This is a genomic window from Variovorax glacialis (assembly GCF_051216375.1).
Lineage (GTDB): Bacteria > Pseudomonadota > Gammaproteobacteria > Burkholderiales > Burkholderiaceae_C > Variovorax.
Genome location: NZ_JBPJZT010000001.1, coordinates 266,076 through 287,427, shown reverse-complemented (window position 1 = coordinate 287,427; position 21,352 = coordinate 266,076). Strand labels below are relative to the sequence as shown.

The window sequence follows — 21,352 nt, the reverse complement described above, 5'->3', positions numbered from 1 at the left end:
GAAACGAACAAAGCAAGGAGTCCCGGATGAACCCCGAAAGCCTGCAACGCATCAGCGCCATGAGCCTGTTCGTGGAGGACCTCGCAGCGGCGAAGGCCTTCTACCAGGAAGTCTTCGGCGTCGCGGTCCTGTTCGAGGACGAGAACTCGGCCGCCATGCGCTTCGAGAATCTCATCATCAATCTGCTGCGCGCGGAAAACGCACGGGAGATCGTCGCGCCCGGCGCCGTGGCCGGGCCGGGGGGCGGTTCGCGCTTCCAGCTCAGCGTGTGGGTGGCGGACGTCGATGCCGTTTGCGAGGCGCTTCGGTCGCGAGGCGTGAAGCTGCTGGCAGGGCCGGTCGACAGGCCATGGGGCCGCCGCACGGCCAACTTCGTCGACCCGGCTGGCCACAGCTGGGAAGTCGCGGCGAAGATTCCTTGAGATCGCCCCCCCGTCGCTCACGGGGTTGACGACGCGCTGCGCCTAGCGGGCCAGGCCGCGGCGCCGGCGCGCGACGCGCACGGCTTCCACCCACGTGTCGAGGTTGAAGCGCTGCCCCGTTTCGGCGCTGCGCGCGCTCAGCACCTGGTGCAGGAAGATCCTGCGGACGTCGCCGGGCGTGTCGGTGTGGCCGACGATCAGCTTTCTTTCCAGGTCGAGCCGCTCCACCTGCAGCACGCCTTGCGCCTTCTTGCCATGGGCGTCGAGATAGCGAAGCCGCATGCGCGGCGTCTCGTCGACCGTCGCGAGCGCGTCGTCGCCCTCGGTGAACCATTCGGGAAGCGTGTCCGGCCCCTCCCTGGAGATGAAGCCGCGCGTGGTCGGGACCTCGAGCGGGACGTGACCGGAGCGCAAGCGTGCCGCTTCGATGCGGCGCCTCACCTCGACCCGGGCAGCGTTCCGCCGCAAGGCGTAATAGGCGAATGCGAGCACGAGCAGGGCGATTGCCATGCTGACGATCAGTTGCTGGCTCTCAAGCAATTCATTCATGGACATCCTCCAAAAGTTAGTTCTTTAGTTTTCAGCCAAAAGCATTCTGCGCGGGCATCGACGCTTGTCAACAGAACAAACGGGCGGGTTCGCGCAGGGATACCGGCCGAACGGCCGGATCCCGGAGGCAGTCGAGTCGATGAGAAAGGTGCGCGGCTGCCCGCCTACAAGGCAATCGGCGAGACCCCGATCAACCAGGCATGTGCGCGGAAGATGAAGACGACATACACCGCCAGCCCGACGATGAGGGCGATCACGTCGTTCAAGGCCCCGGGCGGCGCGCCCGGCACCTTGTGCGGCACCGTCCGTCGTTTGACCGAAATGCGGTCGGCCACCGCCCAGGCGAGGAAGCCGCCGAACAGGAGCACGTCGGCCAGCGTCCCGTTGGCCAGCAGATGCGCAGCAGCCCAGAGCTTGACCGCAAGCAGCATCGGATGCTTCGCGCTTCGCTGGATGCGTCCCGGCAGATAGGCAGCGAACAGCAGCGGGAACACGGGCAGCATCAGCAGCAGCGCGAGATGGCGCATCGCCGATGGCGGCGTGTACAGGACGACCGGCGTCTGCCGGGCCAGGCCGTAGCCGTAGATCAGCAGCAGGAAGCCGGCGAGCGAGACGAGGGCGTAGATGCCCTTCCACGCCCGTTCGCCGTGGCGCACGATCTGGCCCTCCCGCCAGGCGGGTGAAACGATGGCGACCGAGTGAACGCCCAGGAACAGGATGAGACCCAGGACAAGAAGGGACATGCGGATCACCTCTCCGCGCGGCGGGGCGCGATGCAACGGACCGTTCGGCAGGGAAGTGAAGTATCCCCGACATCCCTGTGCCGGACGAGCGGGGCGGGCCGCTTCATTCGGCCCACAATCACGCCCATGACCTCCCAGACACGCCAGGACACCGCAGACCAGATCGCCGCAGAACTCGGCCACCGTTTCGACGGCGACATCCGCATCGGCGGCCACTACGCCTCGGCCGTATCGGACGGCCGCACCGTCTACCTCAGCGGCCAGGTTCCGCGCGTCGGTGACAAGGTGATGGTCACCGGCCGGGTCGGCGCGGAAACGACGCTCGACCAGGCACGCACGGCGGCAATGATCTGCACCTTGCGCGCTTTGGCCATCCTGCGCCAGGCCCTCGGCTCGCTCGACGTCGTCGACAAGATCCTGCGCGTCACGGTCTTCATGCAGACCACACCCGATTTCACGCAGCAGAGCGAGGTGGCCGATGCGGCGTCCGACCTGCTGTATCGCGTGTTCGGCGAGCAGGGCGTTCACACCCGAACGTCGGTCGGCGTGTACAGCCTGCCCAAGAACGCGTCGGTGGAACTGGACATGGTCGTCAGCAGGCGCGAGGACTGAAATGGCCACATCCACAGACACCGACCTGCCGTCGCTCTCGGAACTCGCAGGGCGCGTCGGCGCCGCATTGAAGGCGCGCAAGGAAACGATCGCGGTCGTGGAATCGTCGGCAGGCGGGCTGGTGTCGGCCGCGCTGCTGGCGGTGCCGGGCGCCTCGGCCTACTTCCTGGGCGGCGCGGTCGTCTATTCGAGGCGTGCCGCCAAGGCGCTGCTGGGTCTGACGGCGGACGACGTCGCAGGCATGCGCGGGGAGACCGAGCCCTATGCCCTCATGGTCGCAGGCAAGATCCGCGACAGCCATCGCGCGTCGTGGGGCATCAGCGAAAGCGGCGCGGCGGGGCCTTCGGGCAGCCCCTATGGCGATGCGCCCGGCCATGTGTGCCTCGCCGTCGTCGGCGCGATCACGCAAAGCAGGACGATCGAGACCGCCAGCGATGACCGCGCGGCGAACATGGACCTGTTCGCGCGCCATCTGCTGTCGATGTTCGAAGAAGCGTTGATTGGCGCGCGCGGCTGAGGAGGCGAAACGTCGCCTAGTGCCGAAGCACGTCGCCCAGGAAAGCCCGGGCGCGCTCGTGCTGCGGCGAAGCGAAGAATTCGGCCGGCGTGGCCACTTCGAGAATCTGTCCTTCGTCCATGAAGACGACGCGGTCGGCGACTTCGTGCGCGAAGCCCATTTCGTGGGTGACGCACACCATGGACATGCCTTCGCCCGCCAGGTTGATCATGGTGTCGAGCACTTCCTTCACCATCTCCGGGTCGAGCGCGGAGGTGGGCTCGTCGAAGAGCATGAGGCGGGGCCGCATGCACAGGGCCCGGGCGATGGCCACGCGCTGCTGTTGGCCGCCGGAAAGCTGCGCGGGGTACTTGTGCGCGTGATCTGCAACCCGCACACGCGCCAGCAGTTCCATCGCCGCGTCGCCCGCCTCGCGGGCACTCAGCCGGCGCGTGGACATCGGTGCGAGCGTGCAGTTCTCGAGCACGGTCATGTGTGGAAACAGATTGAACTGCTGGAACACCATGCCCACCTGCTGGCGCACCGTCGCCAGATCACCCGGGGCCGGGCTGATGGTCACGCCGCAGACCTGGAGGCGGCCCGTGTCGAAGCCCTCCAGCCCGTTGAAGCAGCGAATCAGCGAGGACTTGCCCGAGCCCGAGGCCCCGCAGATCACGATGCGTTCGCCCTCGCCGACCTCCAGGTCGATGTCGCGCAGCGCGTGATAGTCGCCATACCACTTGTTGAGCGCGTCGGCGCGCACGATCGGGGGCGAGGAGGGCGACGTCTCGGGCATGGCGGTCTCAGGAGCGGCGGCCCGCGTCGAGCGAGGCATGCAGGCGCGCGCTGTAGCGGGACATGGCAAAGCAGAAGATGAAGTAGATCGCAGCGACGAAGAGGTAGATCTCGGTGCCGAAACCCTGCCATTGCGCATCGGCGATGGCGCGCTTGGCGGCCGTCATCAGGTCGAAGATGCCGACGATCACGACGATCGAGGTCGCCTTGAAGAAGGCGATGAAGACGTTGACCAGCGCAGGCAGCACCGCGGTGAGCGCCTGCGGCAGCACCACCCGCAGCGTGGTCACGCGCGGGCTCAGGCCCAGCGCCGCCGCCGCCTCGTACTGGCCGCGCGGCACCACCTGAAGGCCGCCGCGGATCACCTCGGCCAAGTAGGCGGCGGTGAAGAGCGAGAAGGCAACGAACACCCGAAACAGCTTGGACAGGTCGGTGCCTTGCGGCAGGAAGAGCGGGATCATCACGCTGGCCAGGAACAACACCGCCAGCAGCGGCACGCTGCGGGCGATCTCGATGTAGGCCACCGCCAGCGCCTTGCCCACGCCGGCGTGATTGGAATGGCGCAGCAAAGCGAGCGCCACCGCCAGCGGGAACCCCGCGGCCAGGCCGAGAGTGGCGAGGATCAGCGTGACCGGCAAGCCGCCCCACTGGTCGTCGGGCACGTAGGGCAGGCCGGCGATGCCGCCCCACATGAGCGTGCCGAAGCCGGCCAGCGCCACGGCCCAGGCGACGGCCAGCCGCCGGTTCCACCAGCTGCGCCGCGTGGAGAGCACGTACATCACGACGAGGATCGCCATGGCCAGCGCGGCGCGCCACTGCTGGGCGTACGGGTAGATGCCGAAGACGATGAGCCGGAACTTCTCGCCGATGATGGCCCAGCAGGCACCCGCGCCCGTCACGCGGCAGGCGTCGGGGCCTTGGCCGTGTGTGTCGAACACCGCGTGGATCAGACCCCAGTCCGCGAGCTTCCAGCAGAACGCAATGAACAGCGCGGCCAGCACCAGCGTGACGGCGCCCGTGGCCCGCGTCGGGAAGAGCCCGGCCTTCGTGCGGTGCATCCAGTCGCGCCGTGCCGTGGGCGGCGGCGCGGCGTCGATGCGCGTGCGGGCCACGTAGCGGGTCACGCGAGTCCCCATCGCCGCTGGCGCTGCTCGAACCCGTGCATCGCCGCACTCACGAGCAGGCTCACGCAGGCGTAGAACAGCATGACGATGGCCATGATCTCCATCGCCTGGCCCGTGTCGGTGAGCATGGTCTCGCTCACCGCCATGAAGTCCTGGTAGCCGATGGCGACCGCGAGCGTGCTGTTCTTGAAGATGCCGATGTACTCGCTGGCCAGCGGCGGCAGGCCGACGCGCAGCGCCTGCGGGCCGAGCACGCGCCGCAGCACGGTGGCGCGCGAGAGGCCCAGCGCCGAGGCGGCCTCCCACTGGCCGCGCGGCAGGGCACCCACGGAGGCCCGCACGATCTCTGCGATGAAGGCCGCGGTGTAGAACGAGATGCCGACGAGCAGCGCCGCGAATTCGGGCGACATCGAGACCACGCCGTGCACATCGAGGCCGTCCACCGTGGGCAGCAGGAAGATGCCGCGGTTGGTCGCGAGCAGCAGCGAGCCCGCGCTGTCCGAGGCCGGCGGCAATTCCAGCAACAGGCCATACCAGAAGGCGATGTGCAGGAGCACCGGGATGTTGCGCATCAGCTCCACATAGGCCCTGGCCAGCCAGCGCGCCAGCGGGTTCTGCGCCAGCGCGCCCAGTCCCACCAGCAGGCCGAGGGCGGTGGCCAGCACGATGCATGCGGCGGTGAGCTTGAGCGTGTTGAGCGCGCCGGCCACAAAGGCCGTCGCGAAGGTGTCGATGCCGGCCTGGAATTCGAGCGGCGAGTTGAACACCGGCGTGATCGCGGGCTTGCCGAGGAAGTCGAACCCGGTGTGCACGCCGCGCGCATGCAGGTTGGCGCCGGTGACGCGGAACATCAGCACCAGGAGTGCCGCCAGCACCGCGAAGGCGGCGGCCTGTCGCAGGACGGCGCCCCAGTTCCAGCGGACCGGCGGTGCGGGTCGGTTCATGCGGGCGGGTTCAGCGCATCGGCACGGCGTAGAGCAGGCCGCCCTTTTCGGCGAGCCGGTTCTGCGCGCGGGGCATACCGCTCGCGGCGAAGGCGCGGTCGAAGGTCTCGCCGTAGTTGCCCACCTGCGCGATCACGTTGGCCGCCCATTCCTTGTCGAGGCCCATCGACGGGCCCAGGTCGCCTTCGGTGCCGAGCAGGCGCTTCACGTCGGGGTCGGCCGACGCGGCGAAGCTCTTCAGGTTCTGCGAACTCACGCCGAGCTCCTCGGCGTTGATCATGGCGTTGAGCGTGTAGCGCACGATGTCGAACCAGCGGTCGTCGCCCTTGCGCACCACGCCGGCCAGCGGCTCGCGGGCATGCGTCTCGGGCAACAGCTGGTAGTCGGCCGCCTGGGCGCCCAGTGTGCCCTTGAAGGTCGCGAGGGCCGACAGGCTGTGGAAGATGGCGTCGCAGCGCTTGGCCAGGAAGGCCTTGCGCATCTGCTCGCCCTCGGAGAAGGGCACCGGCTTGTAGCGCACCTTGATCTTGCCGAAGTACTCGGCGGCGTTGGTCTCGCCGGGGCCGGTGATCATGCAGATGCTCGCGCCGTTGAGCTTGGCGGTGCTGGCCACCTTCAGCGCGTTCGGCACCATGACGCCGTAGGTGTCGAAGAAATAGGTGCCGGTGAACTGCACCCCCGACTTGGATTCACGCGCGAGCGTCCAGGTGATCTGCGAGAAGGACAGGTCGACCTCGCCCGACTGCACCGCCACGAGTCGCTGGGCGGGCGTGAGGTTGGTGAACTTCACCTTGTTCGCATCGCCCAGGACCGCGGCGGCCGTGGCGCGGCACAGGTCTGCATCGAGGCCGCGCATGACGCCGGTGCTGTCGGGCAGCGAGAAGTTGGGCGAGCTGCCGATCACGCCGCAGTTGAGCACGCCGCGCGCCTTGACCGCCGCGAGCGTGGGTGATGACGCGGGTCCCGGCGCCGCGGGTGCCTGCGCGAAGGCGCCTGGGACGGTGGCGAGCAGCAGGCTGGCCAGGGCCAGGCGGAAAGCGTGCGGTTGGCGCATGGGGAGGGTCCTCGGAATGACGAGTCAGGCGATGGCGGGGTTCAGGCGCGTGCAAGCACTTCGGCCAGCGCGGTGGCGCATTGCGCGATGTCCTCGCTGCTGTTGTAGAAGTGGGGTGAGACGCGCACGCCTTCGCCGCGCGCGGAGACGCTGATGTTGCGCGCGGCCAGTTGCAGGCGCGCCGCCTCGCCGTCCGGCGCGCGAAAGACGAAGATGCCGGCACGCTGCGCACGCGGCGTGACGAGCGGGAGGTTCAGCCGGTCCGACTCCGCGATGAGCTGGTCGCCCAGGGCTTGCACGCGCGCATGGACAGTGTTCCAGCCGATGCTCTCGAACAGGTCCAGCGTGGCGTCGAGTCCGTACAGCGCGGGCGTGTTGACGTGGGCGTACTGCAGCTGCCGCGCATCGTCCATGTTGGCGTAGCCCTGCCACGCGGGCGCCATCGCTTCACGCGCGCGTGCCGACGTCACGAGGATGCCGAAGCCGAACCCCGACAGCATCCACTTGAAGAAGGACGCCGCGTAGATGTCGACACCGGCCAGGTCGGTGGGCACCGCGCCCAGGGCCTGGATGCCGTCCACCATGAGCAGCGTGCCGCGCTCGCGGCAATGCCGTCCCAGCACAGCCAAGTCCAGCGTGGTGCCGGTGCTCGAATGCGTCTGCGAGACGACCAGCACGCGCGTGCCGGCGCTCACCGCGTCCATCAGCCGGGCCTGCCGTTCTTCCTCGCGCGGGATGGGCACGTGCACCACCTGCGCGCCCTGGCGCTCGGCGGCCTTCCAGATGCGGATGACGGAAGGGAACTCGTCCTGCGCGCAGACGATGCGGTCGCCGCTGTGGAACTGGATGCTGTGGGCCGCGAGGTTGAGCCCCTCGGTGGTGTTGGAGACGAAGGTGATGTCCGGCGGCGTCACGCCCAGCCATTGCGCGAGCCGCGCCCGGACCTTGTTCGCCACGGCCCACCACTCGGGCCGCGCGTCGTAGCCGCGGCTCTTCACGTCTTCGTAGAAGTGCGCCACGGCCGCGCCATGGCCCTTCCAGCACAGGCCTGCGGCGGCCGTGTCGAGGTAGACGCGCTCGTCGAGATACGGAAAGAGCTCGCGCATGCGCTCGCTCCGGTCGATGGCTGAGGCGGATGGCATCCTGGGTTGATATTTAGTTGAAACGGATCAACAAGCTGTTTAAGATGAATTTAAGCGGCGAGCCCCACGGGTGTCAAGCCGACTTCGGGAAAGAAAGGACCCCATGGAGAACACAGCCGAACACGCCTCCCCGGAGGCGCGCCTGAAGGCGCTGGGCGTCGAGCTTCCGCCCGCGCCGCAACCCGCCGCCAACTACGTCACCGCCACCCAGAGCGGGCGGATGGTCTTCCTCGCCGGGCAGGGCCCGGTCGCGGACGGCCAGGTGGTGTACCGCGGCAAGGTGGGGCTGGACCTCTCGGAAGCCGAGGGCTACCAGGCCGCGCGCCTGACCATCCTCAATTCGCTCGCCATCCTTCGTGCGCACGCCGGCTCGCTCGACCGTGTCACGCGCCTCCTGAAGCTGCTGGCATGGGTGAACTGCGTCGAGGGCTTCCAGCGCCCGCACCTGGTGGTGAACGGCGCCTCCGACCTGCTCGTCGAGGTGTTCGGCGAGCGCGGGCGCCACGCGCGCAGCGCAGTCTGCGCGCACGAGTTGCCCCTGGGCATCGCGGTGGAGATCGAGCTGGTCGCCGAGGTCGACTTCGTGGCATGAGCAAGCGCGCGCCCAGGCTTTCGCCCGAGGTCCGGCGCGAGCGCGAGGTGATCCTGGCCGCGCTCGACACGGTCGTGCCCATGCTGGGCGCCATGGTGGGCGACCACATCGAGGTCGTGCTCCACGACCTGACGCGGCCCGAGTGCTCGGTGCTGCGCATCGCCAACGGCCACGTCACCGGCCGCGGCCCCGGCAGCCCCGTGCTGGCCGGGCCGGGCAACGACAAGGCGCTGGCCATCCTGGCCAAGGGCAAGGCGCTGGCGCAGCCGGCCGAGCACGTGTCGGTGTTTCCCTATCCCACGTTTGCGCGCGACGGCCGCTCGCTCGTGTCGGCCACGGCGATGTTCCGCGATTCGCTGGGCCACACTTTTGCCGCGCTGTGCCTGAATGCGGACTTTCACAGCATCGAGGCCGCGCAGGCGCTGCTCGCGCGCATGCTGCCTTCGACGCATGCTACCGAGAAGGCGCCCAAGGTCGAGGTGCTGGACACCGAGGCCTTGATGCTCGACATCATCTCCAGCGCGGTGCGGCGCTACGGCAAGCCCGTGCAGAAGATGGCCAAGGAAGAGAAGACGGCGGCCGTCGAGATGATGCTCGAGCGCGGACTCTTCATGGTCCGGGGCGGGGTCGAACGCGCTGCGGCTGCCCTGGGCGTGACGCGCTTCACCATCTACAACTACCTCGACGAGGTGAAGGCGCGCCGGGGCGAGGTGGTCGCGGCGAACGGGCGGGGCGGAAGGGACTGACCCGGGCGCGAGCTCCCTGGGCTCCTCAAAAGTGGGGATGTCCGGCGCCGCCAAGCACCAACACACTGCGGCCCAACAGAATAATCCTGAGCGGGGCTTCGGTATGGAATGGATGCACTGGTTGATCGCGACCTTCGTCGCTTGCGTTGGCGTCGTGTGGTTCTCCCTCATCCGGCCGGCGCAGCACCGCCGCTGGCAGTCGTTGGACGAGCGGATGGCCGCGCAGGTCACGCAGTCCGCAGAACTCCTGAGCGAGTGTTCCGGCTCTGGAAAGGTCGGCGCAAGGCTCTCCACGATCCGCTGATCTCGGGCCGACAGGCTCCCTGCAACCAGCACTTCCTTCCTTGACCCGTCGCCGCCGCGCCCGGGTTGAGCGGATACTTGCGGTCCTCCAAATTCACATCGAAGGGGTGACAGGCAATGAAGCGAATCGGCATGGTGGGCATCGGCATGATGGGCCACGGGATCGCGAGCAACATCGTGCGGCGAGACTACGAACTCGGCCTGTTCGAGCACCCGGGCAACCAGCCACTGGACGCGCTCAAGGGCGCGGGAGCCAAGGGCTTCACCAGCCTGAAGGCGCTGGCCGCGCGCTCGGACGTGATCATCCTCGTGCTCACCGGCTCACCGCAGGTGGAGGCGGTGCTGCAGGGACCGGACGGGATCCTCGAAGGACTTCAACCCGGTGCCGTGGTGATCGACTGTTCCACCGCGATCCCTTCGTCCACCGCGCGCATGGCGCAGGCCGTGCAGGCGGCGGGGGGGCGCTTTCTCGACAGTCCGATGACGCGCACGCCGAAGGAAGCGGCCGAGGGGCGGCTCAACCTGCTGGTTGGCGGCGATGCGGCCCTGCTCGAGGTGTGCCGGCCGCTGCTGCAGTGCTTTGCCGAGAACATCTCGCACATGGGTCCGGTGGGCGCGGGCCACAGCATGAAGCTGCTGCACAACTACGTGTCGCTGGGCATGGTGACGCTGCTCTCGGAGGCGGCCGCCTGCGCGGTGCGCAGCAAGGTGGCGCCCGAGGCCTTCGTGGACGTGCTGGCCAAGGGCGGCGGCGGCGGCATCGCGCTGGAGCGCCTCAAGCCTTTCCTGCTGGCCGGGGACAGTTCCGGACTGCGCTTCTCGATCGCCAACGCACGCAAGGATCTGGACTACTACAACACCATGGCCGCGGACGCGGGTTCGCACAAGGACGTGGCGGCCGCGGTGCTGGCGACCCTCGCGCTGGCGCTCGAGCGTGCGCCGGAGGCGCTTGTGCCGGAACTGCCATCGATCCTCGGCGCGGCGTGAATCGCGGTGTGCGTCGTCATTGCGCCTTGCCAATGACATCGGGGACGGGTCGCAGAGGCCGTCTCCCCCTCATCCTCGCTGTTTGCCTGATGCTCGCGGCCTGCGGCAGCGCGCCGGTGCAGTCGACGCGCAGTGCGCGGCCATCGCTGATCTCGGCCGAGCAATCCGCGGATGCGGCGATCCACGCGATGGGACTCGTGGGCACCCCCTACCGCTACGGCGGCAACACGGTCAATGGCGGCTTCGACTGCAGCGGCCTGATCGCGTTCGTGTACCGCGAGAGTGCGGGGCTGGCCACGCCACGCACCGTGGCGCAGCTCGCGGGCTTCGGAGAGCCGATACCGCGCGACGGGCTGCGCACGGGCGACCTGGTGGTGTTCGGCGGAGCGCGGCCCACGCACGCGGGGATCTACGTCGGTGAGAACCGCTTTGTGCACGCGCCCTCGACGGGCGGAGAGGTGCGGCTCGACCGCCTCGACGGACCGTACTGGTCGCGCCAGCGAATGGACGTCCGGCGTCCTTGATCGGGCGAGCCGTCCGGGTGCAGCCCCGACGGTCTCTGCGTGGGTCAATCAATTAGCATTGACTGATCAATCAGTGACGGCTAATATGAGCCGCACCATGGAAGCCGCCCCTCTCGACACTGTCATGCGCACGCTCGCCGATCCCACGCGGCGTGCCGTCTTCGAGCGGATCGTGCACGCGCATGAAATCACCGTCGTGCAGCTGACCGAGGGCAGCGGCGTCACGCAGTCCGCCGTCTCGCAGCACCTGGCCTCGCTCAAGCGCGCGGGCCTGGTCGTCGACCGCGCGCAAGGCCGCAACGTCTTCTATCGCGCCGACCCGAAGGGCCTGGCGCCGCTTGCCGACTGGATGGGCCACTACGGCGTGTTCTGGCGCAAGCGCTTTGCCGACCTCCGAACCCTCCTGAAGGAAATCGACCCATGAACGACAGCGCATTGAAATCCGCCACGCAAGACATCGTGGTGGATGAAGTCTTCCCCCACGCGCCCGAGGCGATCTGGAAGACCCTCACTTCCGGCGCGCTGATGGCGCGCTGGCTGATGGAGCCGCGCGGCTTCGCACCCGTGAAGGGCACGCGCTTCACCTACCAGACCAAGCCGGCCGGCGAATGGGACGGCACCATCGAGTGCGAAGTCCTGGAGGTCGTGCCGAACGAGCGCTTCGTCTACGCCTGGAAGGGCGGCCATGAGGGCAACGAGGGCTACGGTTCGCCCCTGGACACGGTCGTCACGTTCACGCTGACCCAGGTGCCGGAAGGCACGCGATTGAGGCTCGTCCATTCGGGTTTCTTGACGCCGGTCAACGACACGGCATTCCGGAACATGAGCGATGGCTGGCGCAAGGTCGTCCCGAGCCTGGCCACTTTCATCGATGGCCCGCACTGACCGGCGGGCGACCGCGAACACAATTTTTGAGACAGGAGCGACAACATGAGCGATGCCTACGCCGGCGGGTGCGCCTGCGGCGCGATCCGCTACGAGATCCCCGGCGAGCCGGTCTTCATGAACCACTGCCAGTGCCGTGACTGCCAGCACAAGAGCGGTACCGGCCACGGGTCCTACCTGACCTTCGCGGCCGAGGGCGTGAAGCTCAGCGGCGAGGCGACGCAATGGGACATCGTCGCCGACAGCGGCCATGTGAAGACCCGCGGCTTCTGCCCGCGCTGCGGTTCGCCGGTCTACCTGCGCTTTTCGGCCATGCCGCAGATCTTCACCGTCCACGCGGCCAGCCTGGACGACCCGAGCCGCTTCAAGCCGCAGGTGGTGACCTATCGGGCGCGCGCGCTGGCGTGGGACCTTCTCGATCCCGAGTTGCCGGCCTTCGACAAGATGCCGCCGGCCGGCTGAGCGACAAACGACTCAGGCGAGGTCGAACCGGTCGAGGTTCATGACCTTGGTCCACGCGGCGACGAAGTCATCGACGAACCGCTCCTGCGCGTCCGCGCTGCCGTAGACCTCGGCGACGGCGCGCAGCTGCGAGTTCGAGCCGAAGACCAGGTCGGCGCGTGTTGCGGTCCAGCGCAGTTCGCCCGACTTGCGGTCGGAGCCCTCGAACCCGTCCTTGGCGTCGGCCGCCAGCTTCCACTGCGTGCCCATGTCGAGCAGGTTCACGAAGAAGTCGTTGCTCAACGTACCGGGCCGCTTCGTGAAGACGCCGTGCCGGCCGGCATCGGCATTGGCGCCCAGCACGCGCAGGCCGCCGACGAGGACCGTCATCTCGGGCGCCGTCAGCGTCAACAACAGGGCCTTGTCGACGAGCAGCGTTTCCACGGGCACGCCGAAATTCGTCTTCGCGTAGTTGCGGAAACCGTCCGCGATCGGCTCGAGCGGCGTGAAGGAGGGCACGTCCGTTTGGTCCTGGGAGGCATCCGTGCGGCCCGGCGCGAAGGGCACCTTGACTTCACGGCCGCCAGCGCGCGCCGCCTGCTCGACGCCGGCGCCGCCGGCCAGCACGATGAGGTCGGCCAGGGAGATCTTCTTGCCGCCCGCCTGGGCCCCGTTGAACTCGTCGCGGATGCCTTCGAGCGTCTGCAGAACCTTGGCGAGTTGCGCCGGCTGGTTGACGGCCCAGTCCTTCTGCGGCGCCAGGCGGATCCGCGCACCGTTCGCGCCGCCGCGCTTGTCGGAGCCACGGAACGTGGAAGCCGAGGCCCAGGCCGTCGAGACGAGTTGCGCGACCGTGAGGCCCGACGCCAGCACCTTCTTCTTGAGCGACTCGGCGTCCTGCCCGTCGACCAGCGGGTGGTCGACCGCAGGAATCGGGTCCTGCCAGATGAGTTCTTCCGCCGGCACTTCCGGCCCGAGGTAGCGCGCGCGCGGCCCCATGTCGCGATGCGTGAGCTTGAACCAGGCCCGGGCGAAGGCGTCGGCGAACTGGTCGGGGTTCTCCATGAAGCGCCGCGAGATCTTCTCGTAGGCCGGGTCGAAACGCAGCGACAGGTCGGTCGTCAGCATCGTCGGCACGAGTTTCTTCGAGGCATCGAAGGCATGCGGGATCGTCGCGCCGGCGCCCTTGGCCACCCATTGCTGGGCGCCGGCCGGGCTCTTCGTCAGTTCCCATTCGTAGCCGAACAGGTTCCAGAAGAAGTTGTTGCTCCACCGCGTCGGCGTGGTGGTCCAGGTGACCTCCAGGCCGCTGGTGATCGTGTCGGCACCCTTGCCGGTGCCGAAGCTGTTCTTCCACCCGAGGCCCTGATCCTCGAGGCCGGCCGCTTCGGGTTCGTGCGCGACGTTCGACGCCTCCGCGGCGCCATGGGTCTTGCCGAAGGTGTGGCCGCCGGCGATCAGCGCCACGGTCTCCTCGTCGTCCATTGCCATGCGTGCGAAAGTGTCGCGGATGTCGAAGGCCGCGGCGATCGGGTCGGGCTTGCCGTCCGGACCTTCGGGATTGACGTAGATCAGGCCCATCTGCACGGCGCCGAGCGGATTCTCGAGATCGCGCGTGTGTGGCACCTGGCTGTCGTCGTCCTTCACGAGGACGGCATGGTCCTCCTCGACGCCCGGCGAGCCCTTCGAATAGCGCATGTCACCGCCGAGCCAGTTCGTCTCGCGGCCCCAGTACACGTCCTGGTCCGGTTCCCACGTGTCCGGTCGCCCACCGGCGAAGCCGAAGGTCTTGAAGCCCATGGTTTCGAGCCCGACGTTGCCCGCGAGGATCATGAGGTCGGCCCAGGAGATCTTCTGGCCGTACTTCTGCTTGATCGGCCACAGGAGGCGCCGCGCCTTGTCCAGGCTCACGTTGTCCGGCCAACTGTTGAGCGGCGCGAAGCGCTGCTGGCCGCGGCCGGCGCCTCCGCGGCCATCGCCGATGCGATAGGTGCCGGCGCTGTGCCATGCCATGCGGATGAAAAGCGGCCCGTAGTGCCCGAAGTCCGCCGGCCACCACTCCTGCGAGTCCGTCATCAAGGCGGCGAGATCGGCCTTCACGGCGGCCAGATCGAGGCTCTTGAACGCCGCGGCGTAGTCGAAGCCTCCCCGCAGGGGGTCCGATTTGGCCGAATGCTGGTGCAGCAGGTCGACCCGCAGCTGATTGGGCCACCAGTCGTGGTTGGTCGTGCCGCCGCCTCCGGCCTGGCTGAACGGACACTTCGCCTGATTCGATTCGTTGGCCATGGAGATCTCCTGCATCGAGCAAATGAGTGGTGGGGGTCGAATTCTGTGGCAGACGTAGCCGGGGAGCAAATCGCCCGCTTTGCCCTTGCAGCAGCGCCGCGTACAAGCATCTCCCCCTGCACCGCCGTGCGCATCGGCGCGATGGGTACCGTCGGCTCCGACCAAAGCGCAAGGGCGACTACCTCCGAAGGGTCAGCGCCGCGCAGGGCGCATTGTTTCTTTCCGCTCAATACCGCGTTGTTGGCCGCGGTCTTGGTTCGCGATGCCGTCGTCTCTACATTGGGCACATCGACCTTTCAACCGGGAGATTGGCCATGACGGAAGCAGCACTCTTCGAAGCACCTGTCCGCAGCGACGTGGCAACGGCCGCCGCGCGCGCTGCCAGCCTCGAACTGTCTCAGGTCCGGTATCGCAGCATCCGCGCCGCGGACTTCCCGATGCTGCATGCCTTCGTGCATGGCCTATCCCCCGAAACGGGCTACAAGCGACTGCTGTCCCCGCGAATGCCCACGGACGACGAGCTCCGCCGCTGGTCGGCCATCGATCCGGCGACCGAGTGCGCAGTGGTCGCGGTGACGGGTGCGCAGGACCAGGAGAAGCTCATCGGCGTCGCCCGCTTCGTCGTGGAGTCGTCGCCGCATGAAGCGGATTTCGCCATCGTGATCGCCGATGCCTGGCAGCGGCTGGGCGTGGGACGTGCCCTGATGGAACGCCTCACCGATGCGGCGCGCCGCTACGGGCTTCGCAAGTTGAGCGGGCAGGTACTCGCGACCAATGTGGGGATGCTGACGCTGGCCCGTCGAACGGGCTCCCCGACCTTGCGTCGCTCGGGCATCGTCACCACGCTCAGTCTCGATCTCACCGTGCAGAGGCCATCATGACCACCCCGTCCACCCCCATGCGGCGCTTCGAGCTCTGGTTCCGTTCTCTGTTCAATGAAGGGCGCGGCTTCGCGTTTGCGTGTGACCCGGCAGGGCGGGTGAACGTGGACGAACTCCCCGAGCGCGCCCGTCGCAACTACCTGTTCGCCAAGGCGATGGTCGGCCGCGAGTTCGCAACCCCGAGCGTTCGCCTGGCGCCGGCTTCCGGCCTGTCCTGACCCGGCAAGGCGCGGGGCCGGCGCGATCAGCTCGCGCTGCCGAGAAACGCGGTCACGAGCTTGACCGTCGCCTTCGGGTTCTCTTCCATGATCCAGTGCCCCGAGGCCGGGACGATGCCTTCGGTGACGTTGTCGGCCGCGGCGCGCATCACGACGGCCATGGTGGGGCCGAAGGACTTCTCGCCGCCGACCGCGAGGACCGGAACCGTGAGCTTGCCCTGCGCCAGGAAGGCCTTGTTGTCGACCGCGTCCTGGTCGAAGGCCGCGAACTGCGCGAAACCCGAGTGCATCGCACCGGGGCGCGCATAGAGCTTCGCGTAGTGCCGGCGTGAGGCTTCGTCGAACTTCTTCGGATCGGCCGAGAACTCGTTCCAGAAGCGGTCCAGGTAGATGCGCTCGCGACCGGCCACCAGGCGCTCCATGTCGGGGCCGCCGAAGCGGAAGTGCCAGAGCAGCGGATTCTTGAGGATCTCTTCCCATGGTCCGACGCCCGGCACCGGTGCATCGATCAGCACGAAGCGCCCGACGCGGTCGCGGTACTGCGCCGCGAAGGCGAAGCCGACCATGTTGCCGATGTCGTGCGTGACGAGATCGGTCTTGCCGATCTTGAGCGTGTCGAGCACCTGCGCGATGTCGACCGCCTGGTTCTTCTTGTCGAAGCCGCCGGCCGGGTGCGCCGAGAGGCCCATGCCGCGCAGGTCGGGAACGACCACGGTGTGGTCCTTCATGAGCTCGGCCGCGAGCAGCGCCCACATGTCGCCGGTCTCGCCGTACCCGTGGATCAGTGTCACGGCCGGTCCCTTGCCGCCCACGCGGACATGCAGCGTGGTCCCGTTCACGGCCAGCTCCTGCGTCCGGAAGCCTGGTGGAAAGGGCGGCACATCCGCGTACGCGGCGCCTGCAACCAGGGCGACGGCGAGCCATCGGAACAGGAACTTGAGCATCGGGTTTCTCCTTGGTGAATCGCTGTGGCTACAAAGGGACCAGTGGGGGCCCGGAAGGCAGAACGAGACCATCGTCGGATCGAATCGAGCGCTCTTCGGGCGGAGGGCAGTATGGCGCATCCGGGTGACGAGACCGGAACGCCGCACGCACCGGCCGACGCCGATCTGGAAGAATGAGCGCCCGAGCCCAGCCCGTGCAACTCCGGATGCAAGCCTGCAGATGACCACCACGGCGTCACCATTGGTCGAGACACTCACCGAGGTCAACCTGATCGACCTGCTGGATTCGATCGGCCTGATGCGTCTGCGCGGCACCCCGCTGTGCCGATTGCTGAGGCCGGCGGCCGGCCGCTTCGCCCGGACTGCGCACGAGTTCGACACCCATGTCGGCGCGCATGGCCTGGCACAAGGCAGCGCCTGGCTGATGAGCCGGATGACCGCCGGCATCGTCACCTCGGGCCTGGAACACGTTCCTGCGGAAGGGCCAGTGATGATCCTGGCCAACCACCCCGGCATGACGGACACGGTTGCGCTCTTCACCAGCCTTGCATCCCGTCCCGACCTGCGCGTGATCGCGCTCGATCGACCGTTCCTTCGCGCCTTGCCCAACGTCGCGCGGCAGCTCATCTTTTTGCCCGAGGAGGAAGGCGGGCGCATGGCCGTCGTACGCGCTGCCGCCAGGCATCTGCAGGAAGGCGGTGCCCTGCTGACCTTCCCTGCGGGAGCGATCGAGCCCGATCCGGCGACCTTCGGTGCGCAGCGGGCAGCGGCGTCGTTGCTCAACTGGACCAGCGGCTACGCCCTGTTCGCCCGGCTGGCCCCGAGGACGCGCTTCGTGCCCGCGCTCGTCAGCCATGTCATTTCGCCGGATGCGCAACGGCATCCGCTCACGCTGTTGCGCCGCACGGCGCGCGACAAGGAGAAGCTCGCTGCGGCGCTGCAGGTGACGCTGCCGCGCTACCGCGATCTGGTCGCCAGGGTCACATTCGGCCGTCCGGCGGACGCAGCAGCGCAAGGGTCGCAGGCGCTCGGCGAAGCCATCGCGGCGCAGATGCGACAGCTGATCTTTGCGGCCGGGCCGGTTCCACAACCCGACCGGGCCGCCGAAGCCCGCGCGTAGTTGCGCCGCGCGGCCTGAGCCGGACCCTCAGTCCGCCTGCAGGACGCCGCGGCGCACCTGGTCGCGCTCGATCGACTGGAAGAGGGCCTTGAAGTTGCCTTCGCCGAAGCCCTCGCTGTAGTCGCCCTTGCGCTGGATGAACTCGAAGAACACCGGGCCGCCGAACGCCGTCTCCGAGAAGATCTGCAGCAGCAGGCGCGGCGTGCCGCCCTCGGTGGTGCCGTCCAGCAGGATGCCGCGTGCCTGCAGTTCGCCAACCTGCTCGCCATGGTCCGGCAGGCGGGTCTCGAGCATCTCGTAGTACACGTCGTTGGGGGCGGTCATCAGCGGAACGCCGGCAAGGCCCAACTGGTCGATGGTGTCGATCAGGTTGTCGCTCAACAGCGCGATGTGCTGGATGCCCTCGCCGTTGAACTTCATCAGGAACTCCTCGATCTGGCCCGAGCCCTTGGAGGACTCCTCGTTCAGCGGGATGCGGATCTTGCCGTCGGGCGCGGTCAGCGCCTTCGAGGTCAGGCCCGTGTATTCGCCCTGGATGTCGAAGTAGCGGATCTCGCGGAAGTTGAAGAGCTTCTCGTAGAAATTGGCCCAGAAGGTCATGCGGCCGCGATAGACGTTGTGGGTCAGATGGTCGATCAGCTTCAGGCCGTGGCCCGCCGGATGACGCGCCACGCCTTCGAGGAACTCGAAGTCGATGTCGTAGATCGACTTGCCGTCCTCGAAGCGGTCGATGAGGTAGAGCGGCGCGCCGCCGATGCCCTTGATGGCCGGCAGGCGCAGTTCCATCGGGCCGGTAGCGATCTCGATCGGTTGCGCGCCGAGTTCGAGCGCCCGTGCATAGGCCTTGTGCGAGTCCCTGACCCGAAACGCCATGCCGCAGGCCGAGGGGCCGTGCTCGGCTGCGAAGTACGCCGCGGGACTGTTCGGCTCGCGGTTGACGATGAAGTTGATGTCGCCCTGGCGATAGAGGACCACGTCCTTCGACCGGTGCCTTGCGACGAGCGTGAAGCCGAGCTTCTCGAAGAAGGGCTCCAGCGTGTTGGGCGTGGGCGAGGCGAATTCGACGAACTCGAAGCCCATCAGGCCCATCGGGTTTTCAAACAGATCGGACATGGCATGGGACCTTGAAAGTGGGGGGATAGTGTGCAGCGCGGGCCGTCGATTGCGCAACGGGGCGTCGAGGCTCACTCGGCCACGACCTATGGGCTCAAGGCGGTTCCGCTAGCGGACCCCTGGGCCCGGCGCAGCTTTGCCATCTGCTGCTATGACGACGAGCGCTTGTCGCCGGCGGCCAGTGCGCTGGTCGCGCATGCAGTCGTTGTCCGCCACGCGTCAGCATGCCGTCCGGCCCCGTCGCTAGGCGTCAGTCGGTCGAGTCTCGCCTTCCATTCGCCAGGTCTTCAACACCGGCACCAGCGCTGCCGACGCGATGGTGACCATGTGTGCGGTCAATCGCCCCCCTCTGAAGGCGACGACGAGTTCCGGACGCCCTTCACGCAGCATCTGGGCATTCCGGATGAGCCCGGCGCGACCCTGGTAGCGATCCCACTCGGCCGTGAACGTGGCGACCTCGATGCCGCGCGCCCTGGCCCAGCGGCGTGCGAACTCGTCGGCCCCCGATGCGCCGCCTTCGATGAGCTGGGTGATCGGATGACGGGCGTTCAGGCGGTCGAGCACGTGGACGATGAATGCCCAGTCGTCGTAGTTGCGGCCACCGCAGACAAGGACCTTCATGATGTGGCGGGCTCTCTCATACTTTTCTACTCAGAAATGAATTCGCCAAAAAGCAAACCCCGCCGGAGCGGGGTTGGGTCTGCAGTGACCGTCAGTTCGTCATTTCTGCGGATGATAGCCGCGAAGGGGATGATTTGTAAGCAAATGCAGCACGCCAGCCCGGGCGTTGTGCTTGCCGGCAACAAGTGCTAGCTTCGATTTCCGCCGCTCGACCGGGCGGACACCCGAAGGAGACATCCCATGGGAGAACAGAAGCGTCCGCTGCGGCCGGGAGAATCCGCACCGCCGTTCTCGCTTCCGGCGGCGAACCGCGAGGAACTGGTCTCCCTCGACAGCTTGCGCGGTCGCGCGTTCTTCATCGGCTTCTACCGCGGTCTGCATTGCCCGTTCTGCCGTCGCCAGGTGCTGCAGCTTGCCAGCGTGGAGCCACCCTTGCGCGCCATGGGGGTCGAGACCCTCGCCGTGATCAACACGCAGCAGGACCGCGCCCGCCTTTACTTCCGGTACCGGCCGACGCCGGTCGCGCTTCTGTGCGATCCGGACTGCCATACACACCGGGCCTTCGGCGTGCCGCATCTCGAGTTCCTGCCCGACGACATCGGGGAGTCCCAATGGCCCTATCGCGCCAGCATGGCGGAGTTCGCGGCGGCGCGCATTAACCCCACCGGTGAACTGCCCGAGCCCACGCAGCCGATCGAAGCCAACACGGCCCTCAACCTCCTGGACGGCTTCGAAATGGACGACATCGACAGCGCGATCCTGGCAGGCCACGCGGCGCAGCTCGTCGGACACTTCCTCGTCGACGCGGCGGGCGTCGTCCGCTGGGTGCAGATCGAGGCGCTCGACGGGCCGAACAGCCTCTCCGTCTTTCCGAACGCGACGCAGATCGTCGCCGCGGCTGGCAGCCTGGGAGCTTGACCGGCCGACGCGTTCTGACGATGTCGTGCCGGTGCAGCGAGAGGGATCGCCTTGCGTTCGCTGCGGGTGCCTATTTGGTGAGCATCGCGTCCGGACGCAATGCTGGAGCCGTTTCCCGGGGTTTCGCATGCGGTTGTCCACAGGTCTGTCCACGGTCTGCGTGGAGAGTTTCTCCCGGCGGGCCAGCGCATCGCGCCAACGAAAAAGCCCGCTCGCGGCGGGCTTCGTCTGGAAATGGTCGTGGGCACTTACGCGGCCCACGTTACGGCACATTCACATGCAGGAGTCACCTATCGTTTTTCTCGTCGTGGTGGCTCTTGTCCGACGTGCCGCCGTGAGATTCGGCGTTGCCTGCGCAGGCACCTCGAAAGGTCAAGCCATATCGAGGGAGGGCGGATTCTATCAGAGCCGGACAGCGTGCGCGGATCGCGTCAGCTCTGGATGTACGTGCGCAGCTGGTCGATGGTCTGCTCGTGGTCGGCAATGATGTCGTCCATCAGGTCGCGGATCGAGATCATGCCGACGATGCGGGCGCCCTCGACCACCGGCAGATGCCGGATGCGCTTCTGGCTCATCAGCGTCATGCATTCGCCCGTCTGGGTGGTGGGCGTCACGGTCATCACGTTGGACGTCATGATGTCTGCCACCTTCATCTCTTTCGAGCTCTTGCCCTGGAGCGCGACCTTGCGCGTGTAGTCGCGCTCGGAGACCACGCCCACCAGGGCGTCGCCCTCGACCACCATGAGCGCCCCGACCTCGTAGTCGGCCAGGAGCTGGAGGGCCTCGATCACGGTGGCCTCGGGACCAATCCGCCAGGGCGCGGAGTTGCGACGCTTGAGGAGTTCAGACACGGGTTTCATGGGCACTCCAGGGGCGGTGAGGGTGAAATGAA

At 67.7% G+C, this 21,352-nt stretch carries 27 protein-coding genes; 15 read left to right on the top strand and 12 right to left on the bottom strand.

Going from position 1 to position 21,352, the window contains the following annotated elements; translation table 11 throughout:
• Positions 1 to 26 precede the first annotated feature (26 nt).
• A complete protein-coding gene (locus ACSFBL_RS01405) occupies positions 27 to 422 on the top strand; it encodes a VOC family protein (protein WP_435513946.1) in 396 nt (131 codons plus the stop codon).
• Between the two features lie 42 nt (positions 423 to 464).
• Here ACSFBL_RS01405 and ACSFBL_RS01400 read toward each other — a convergent pair whose 3' ends face one another.
• Together ACSFBL_RS01400 and ACSFBL_RS01395 are read right to left on the bottom strand one after the other, a co-directional pair.
• Positions 465 to 971 carry a hypothetical protein gene (locus ACSFBL_RS01400; protein ID WP_435513945.1) on the bottom strand — a complete coding sequence of 169 codons (507 nt, stop codon included), beginning with the start codon at positions 969 to 971 and terminating at the stop codon, positions 465 to 467.
• Positions 972 to 1,135: 164 nt separating this feature from the next.
• Entirely contained in the window at positions 1,136 to 1,714 is a 579-nt protein-coding gene (locus ACSFBL_RS01395; RefSeq protein ID WP_435513944.1) for an NnrU family protein, read from the bottom strand.
• A gap of 126 nt (positions 1,715 to 1,840) precedes the next feature.
• On the opposite strand from ACSFBL_RS01395, the gene ACSFBL_RS01390 reads away from it, so the two are divergent.
• Positions 1,841 to 2,326, top strand: coding sequence for a RidA family protein (locus ACSFBL_RS01390; protein ID WP_435513943.1), 486 nt, complete (start codon positions 1,841 to 1,843; stop codon positions 2,324 to 2,326).
• 1 nt (position 2,327) lies between these two features.
• Positions 2,328 to 2,843 carry a CinA family protein gene (locus tag ACSFBL_RS01385; RefSeq protein WP_435513942.1) on the top strand — a complete coding sequence of 172 codons (516 nt, stop codon included), beginning with the start codon at positions 2,328 to 2,330 and terminating at the stop codon, positions 2,841 to 2,843.
• Between the two features lie 16 nt (positions 2,844 to 2,859).
• Here ACSFBL_RS01385 and ACSFBL_RS01380 read toward each other — a convergent pair whose 3' ends face one another.
• From ACSFBL_RS01380 to ACSFBL_RS01360, 5 genes are read right to left on the bottom strand one after another with little or no spacing between them, the layout of a single operon-like run.
• Positions 2,860 to 3,618 (bottom strand): amino acid ABC transporter ATP-binding protein, encoded by a 759-nt coding sequence (locus ACSFBL_RS01380; protein ID WP_435513941.1) that lies wholly within the window; start codon positions 3,616 to 3,618, stop codon positions 2,860 to 2,862.
• Positions 3,619 to 3,625: 7 nt separating this feature from the next.
• Entirely contained in the window at positions 3,626 to 4,741 is a 1,116-nt protein-coding gene (locus tag ACSFBL_RS01375; RefSeq protein WP_435513940.1) for an amino acid ABC transporter permease, read from the bottom strand.
• Positions 4,738 to 5,685, bottom strand: coding sequence for an ABC transporter permease subunit (locus ACSFBL_RS01370; protein WP_435513939.1), 948 nt, complete (start codon positions 5,683 to 5,685; stop codon positions 4,738 to 4,740). Before ACSFBL_RS01370 ends, ACSFBL_RS01375 begins: the two co-directional genes overlap by 4 nt.
• A gap of 10 nt (positions 5,686 to 5,695) precedes the next feature.
• Positions 5,696 to 6,739, bottom strand: a complete 1,044-nt coding sequence (locus ACSFBL_RS01365) for an amino acid ABC transporter substrate-binding protein (protein WP_435513938.1) — start codon at positions 6,737 to 6,739, stop codon at positions 5,696 to 5,698.
• Between the two features lie 41 nt (positions 6,740 to 6,780).
• Entirely contained in the window at positions 6,781 to 7,845 is a 1,065-nt protein-coding gene (locus ACSFBL_RS01360; RefSeq protein ID WP_435513937.1) for an aminotransferase class V-fold PLP-dependent enzyme, read from the bottom strand.
• A gap of 139 nt (positions 7,846 to 7,984) precedes the next feature.
• On the opposite strand from ACSFBL_RS01360, the gene ACSFBL_RS01355 reads away from it, so the two are divergent.
• From ACSFBL_RS01355 to ACSFBL_RS01320, 8 genes are all read left to right on the top strand, one after another.
• Positions 7,985 to 8,473, top strand: a complete 489-nt coding sequence (locus tag ACSFBL_RS01355; protein ID WP_435513936.1) for a RidA family protein — start codon at positions 7,985 to 7,987, stop codon at positions 8,471 to 8,473.
• Positions 8,470 to 9,219 carry a helix-turn-helix transcriptional regulator gene (locus tag ACSFBL_RS01350; RefSeq protein WP_435513935.1) on the top strand — a complete coding sequence of 250 codons (750 nt, stop codon included), beginning with the start codon at positions 8,470 to 8,472 and terminating at the stop codon, positions 9,217 to 9,219. The genes ACSFBL_RS01355 and ACSFBL_RS01350 overlap by 4 nt, the downstream gene beginning before the upstream one ends.
• 37 nt (positions 9,220 to 9,256) lie before the next feature.
• Positions 9,257 to 9,523 (top strand): hypothetical protein, encoded by a 267-nt coding sequence (locus ACSFBL_RS01345; RefSeq protein WP_435513934.1) that lies wholly within the window; start codon positions 9,257 to 9,259, stop codon positions 9,521 to 9,523.
• Between the two features lie 116 nt (positions 9,524 to 9,639).
• Positions 9,640 to 10,509 carry an NAD(P)-dependent oxidoreductase gene (locus ACSFBL_RS01340; RefSeq protein WP_435513933.1) on the top strand — a complete coding sequence of 290 codons (870 nt, stop codon included), beginning with the start codon at positions 9,640 to 9,642 and terminating at the stop codon, positions 10,507 to 10,509.
• Positions 10,510 to 10,541: 32 nt separating this feature from the next.
• Entirely contained in the window at positions 10,542 to 11,033 is a 492-nt protein-coding gene (locus ACSFBL_RS01335; protein WP_435513932.1) for a C40 family peptidase, read from the top strand.
• Positions 11,034 to 11,130: 97 nt separating this feature from the next.
• On the top strand, positions 11,131 to 11,457 hold the full coding sequence (locus ACSFBL_RS01330; RefSeq protein ID WP_435513931.1) for an ArsR/SmtB family transcription factor: 327 nt from the start codon (positions 11,131 to 11,133) through the stop codon (positions 11,455 to 11,457).
• The gene (locus tag ACSFBL_RS01325) at positions 11,454 to 11,918 is read left to right on the top strand and encodes an SRPBCC family protein (protein ID WP_435513930.1); all 465 of its coding nucleotides are present in this window, start codon (positions 11,454 to 11,456) and stop codon (positions 11,916 to 11,918) included. Before ACSFBL_RS01330 ends, ACSFBL_RS01325 begins: the two co-directional genes overlap by 4 nt.
• A gap of 45 nt (positions 11,919 to 11,963) precedes the next feature.
• A complete protein-coding gene (locus tag ACSFBL_RS01320) occupies positions 11,964 to 12,380 on the top strand; it encodes a GFA family protein (protein WP_435513929.1) in 417 nt (138 codons plus the stop codon).
• Positions 12,381 to 12,392: 12 nt separating this feature from the next.
• Here the strand turns inward: ACSFBL_RS01320 and katG are convergent, their stop codons facing one another.
• On the bottom strand, positions 12,393 to 14,645 hold the full coding sequence (katG, locus tag ACSFBL_RS01315; RefSeq protein WP_435513928.1) for a catalase/peroxidase HPI: 2,253 nt from the start codon (positions 14,643 to 14,645) through the stop codon (positions 12,393 to 12,395).
• Between the two features lie 314 nt (positions 14,646 to 14,959).
• Between katG and ACSFBL_RS01310 the strand changes: the two genes are divergently transcribed.
• Together ACSFBL_RS01310 and ACSFBL_RS01305 are read left to right on the top strand one after the other, a co-directional pair.
• Positions 14,960 to 15,526: a GNAT family N-acetyltransferase gene (locus ACSFBL_RS01310; RefSeq protein WP_435513927.1), complete on the top strand. Its 567-nt coding sequence runs from the start codon at positions 14,960 to 14,962 to the stop codon at positions 15,524 to 15,526.
• Complete coding sequence (locus tag ACSFBL_RS01305) at positions 15,523 to 15,744, top strand: hypothetical protein (RefSeq protein WP_435513926.1); 222 nt, start codon at positions 15,523 to 15,525, stop codon at positions 15,742 to 15,744. Before ACSFBL_RS01310 ends, ACSFBL_RS01305 begins: the two co-directional genes overlap by 4 nt.
• A 26-nt stretch (positions 15,745 to 15,770) precedes the next feature.
• Here ACSFBL_RS01305 and ACSFBL_RS01300 read toward each other — a convergent pair whose 3' ends face one another.
• Positions 15,771 to 16,688 (bottom strand): alpha/beta fold hydrolase, encoded by a 918-nt coding sequence (locus tag ACSFBL_RS01300; protein WP_435513925.1) that lies wholly within the window; start codon positions 16,686 to 16,688, stop codon positions 15,771 to 15,773.
• 220 nt (positions 16,689 to 16,908) lie between these two features.
• Here ACSFBL_RS01300 and ACSFBL_RS01295 point away from each other — a divergent pair, with 220 nt between their 5' ends.
• Complete coding sequence (locus ACSFBL_RS01295; protein ID WP_435513924.1) at positions 16,909 to 17,808, top strand: 1-acyl-sn-glycerol-3-phosphate acyltransferase; 900 nt, start codon at positions 16,909 to 16,911, stop codon at positions 17,806 to 17,808.
• Between the two features lie 27 nt (positions 17,809 to 17,835).
• On the opposite strand, the gene hppD is transcribed toward ACSFBL_RS01295, so the two are convergent.
• Together hppD and ACSFBL_RS01285 are read right to left on the bottom strand one after the other, a co-directional pair.
• The gene (hppD, locus tag ACSFBL_RS01290; protein ID WP_435513923.1) at positions 17,836 to 18,921 is read right to left on the bottom strand and encodes a 4-hydroxyphenylpyruvate dioxygenase; all 1,086 of its coding nucleotides are present in this window, start codon (positions 18,919 to 18,921) and stop codon (positions 17,836 to 17,838) included.
• 243 nt (positions 18,922 to 19,164) lie between these two features.
• Positions 19,165 to 19,542, bottom strand: coding sequence for a DUF2493 domain-containing protein (locus ACSFBL_RS01285; protein WP_435513922.1), 378 nt, complete (start codon positions 19,540 to 19,542; stop codon positions 19,165 to 19,167).
• 240 nt (positions 19,543 to 19,782) lie between these two features.
• Between ACSFBL_RS01285 and ACSFBL_RS01280 the strand changes: the two genes are divergently transcribed.
• Entirely contained in the window at positions 19,783 to 20,460 is a 678-nt protein-coding gene (locus ACSFBL_RS01280; protein WP_435513921.1) for a redoxin domain-containing protein, read from the top strand.
• A gap of 431 nt (positions 20,461 to 20,891) precedes the next feature.
• Here the strand turns inward: ACSFBL_RS01280 and ACSFBL_RS01275 are convergent, their stop codons facing one another.
• A complete protein-coding gene (locus ACSFBL_RS01275) occupies positions 20,892 to 21,320 on the bottom strand; it encodes a CBS domain-containing protein (protein ID WP_435513920.1) in 429 nt (142 codons plus the stop codon).
• Between the last annotated feature and the right edge of the window lie 32 nt (positions 21,321 to 21,352).

What these genes read in the sequence shown, in the direction of transcription:
- ACSFBL_RS01405 (WP_435513946.1), top strand. Translation starts at nt 27, where the DNA reads ATGAACCCCGAAAGCCTGCAACGCATCAGCGCCATGAGCCTGTTCGTG.
- ACSFBL_RS01400 (WP_435513945.1), bottom strand. Translation starts at nt 971, where the DNA reads ATGAATGAATTGCTTGAGAGCCAGCAACTGATCGTCAGCATGGCAATC.
- ACSFBL_RS01395 (WP_435513944.1), bottom strand. Translation starts at nt 1,714, where the DNA reads ATGTCCCTTCTTGTCCTGGGTCTCATCCTGTTCCTGGGCGTTCACTCG.
- ACSFBL_RS01390 (WP_435513943.1), top strand. Translation starts at nt 1,841, where the DNA reads ATGACCTCCCAGACACGCCAGGACACCGCAGACCAGATCGCCGCAGAA.
- ACSFBL_RS01385 (WP_435513942.1), top strand. Translation starts at nt 2,328, where the DNA reads ATGGCCACATCCACAGACACCGACCTGCCGTCGCTCTCGGAACTCGCA.
- ACSFBL_RS01380 (WP_435513941.1), bottom strand. Translation starts at nt 3,618, where the DNA reads ATGCCCGAGACGTCGCCCTCCTCGCCCCCGATCGTGCGCGCCGACGCG.
- ACSFBL_RS01370 (WP_435513939.1), bottom strand. Translation starts at nt 5,685, where the DNA reads ATGAACCGACCCGCACCGCCGGTCCGCTGGAACTGGGGCGCCGTCCTG.
- ACSFBL_RS01365 (WP_435513938.1), bottom strand. Translation starts at nt 6,739, where the DNA reads ATGCGCCAACCGCACGCTTTCCGCCTGGCCCTGGCCAGCCTGCTGCTC.
- ACSFBL_RS01360 (WP_435513937.1), bottom strand. Translation starts at nt 7,845, where the DNA reads ATGCGCGAGCTCTTTCCGTATCTCGACGAGCGCGTCTACCTCGACACG.
- ACSFBL_RS01355 (WP_435513936.1), top strand. Translation starts at nt 7,985, where the DNA reads ATGGAGAACACAGCCGAACACGCCTCCCCGGAGGCGCGCCTGAAGGCG.
- ACSFBL_RS01350 (WP_435513935.1), top strand. Translation starts at nt 8,470, where the DNA reads ATGAGCAAGCGCGCGCCCAGGCTTTCGCCCGAGGTCCGGCGCGAGCGC.
- ACSFBL_RS01345 (WP_435513934.1), top strand. Translation starts at nt 9,257, where the DNA reads ATGTCCGGCGCCGCCAAGCACCAACACACTGCGGCCCAACAGAATAAT.
- ACSFBL_RS01340 (WP_435513933.1), top strand. Translation starts at nt 9,640, where the DNA reads ATGAAGCGAATCGGCATGGTGGGCATCGGCATGATGGGCCACGGGATC.
- ACSFBL_RS01335 (WP_435513932.1), top strand. Translation starts at nt 10,542, where the DNA reads ATGACATCGGGGACGGGTCGCAGAGGCCGTCTCCCCCTCATCCTCGCT.
- ACSFBL_RS01330 (WP_435513931.1), top strand. Translation starts at nt 11,131, where the DNA reads ATGGAAGCCGCCCCTCTCGACACTGTCATGCGCACGCTCGCCGATCCC.
- ACSFBL_RS01325 (WP_435513930.1), top strand. Translation starts at nt 11,454, where the DNA reads ATGAACGACAGCGCATTGAAATCCGCCACGCAAGACATCGTGGTGGAT.
- ACSFBL_RS01320 (WP_435513929.1), top strand. Translation starts at nt 11,964, where the DNA reads ATGAGCGATGCCTACGCCGGCGGGTGCGCCTGCGGCGCGATCCGCTAC.
- katG (WP_435513928.1), bottom strand. Translation starts at nt 14,645, where the DNA reads ATGGCCAACGAATCGAATCAGGCGAAGTGTCCGTTCAGCCAGGCCGGA.
- ACSFBL_RS01310 (WP_435513927.1), top strand. Translation starts at nt 14,960, where the DNA reads ATGACGGAAGCAGCACTCTTCGAAGCACCTGTCCGCAGCGACGTGGCA.
- ACSFBL_RS01305 (WP_435513926.1), top strand. Translation starts at nt 15,523, where the DNA reads ATGACCACCCCGTCCACCCCCATGCGGCGCTTCGAGCTCTGGTTCCGT.
- ACSFBL_RS01300 (WP_435513925.1), bottom strand. Translation starts at nt 16,688, where the DNA reads ATGCTCAAGTTCCTGTTCCGATGGCTCGCCGTCGCCCTGGTTGCAGGC.
- ACSFBL_RS01295 (WP_435513924.1), top strand. Translation starts at nt 16,909, where the DNA reads ATGACCACCACGGCGTCACCATTGGTCGAGACACTCACCGAGGTCAAC.
- hppD (WP_435513923.1), bottom strand. Translation starts at nt 18,921, where the DNA reads ATGTCCGATCTGTTTGAAAACCCGATGGGCCTGATGGGCTTCGAGTTC.
- ACSFBL_RS01285 (WP_435513922.1), bottom strand. Translation starts at nt 19,542, where the DNA reads ATGAAGGTCCTTGTCTGCGGTGGCCGCAACTACGACGACTGGGCATTC.
- ACSFBL_RS01280 (WP_435513921.1), top strand. Translation starts at nt 19,783, where the DNA reads ATGGGAGAACAGAAGCGTCCGCTGCGGCCGGGAGAATCCGCACCGCCG.
- ACSFBL_RS01275 (WP_435513920.1), bottom strand. Translation starts at nt 21,320, where the DNA reads ATGAAACCCGTGTCTGAACTCCTCAAGCGTCGCAACTCCGCGCCCTGG.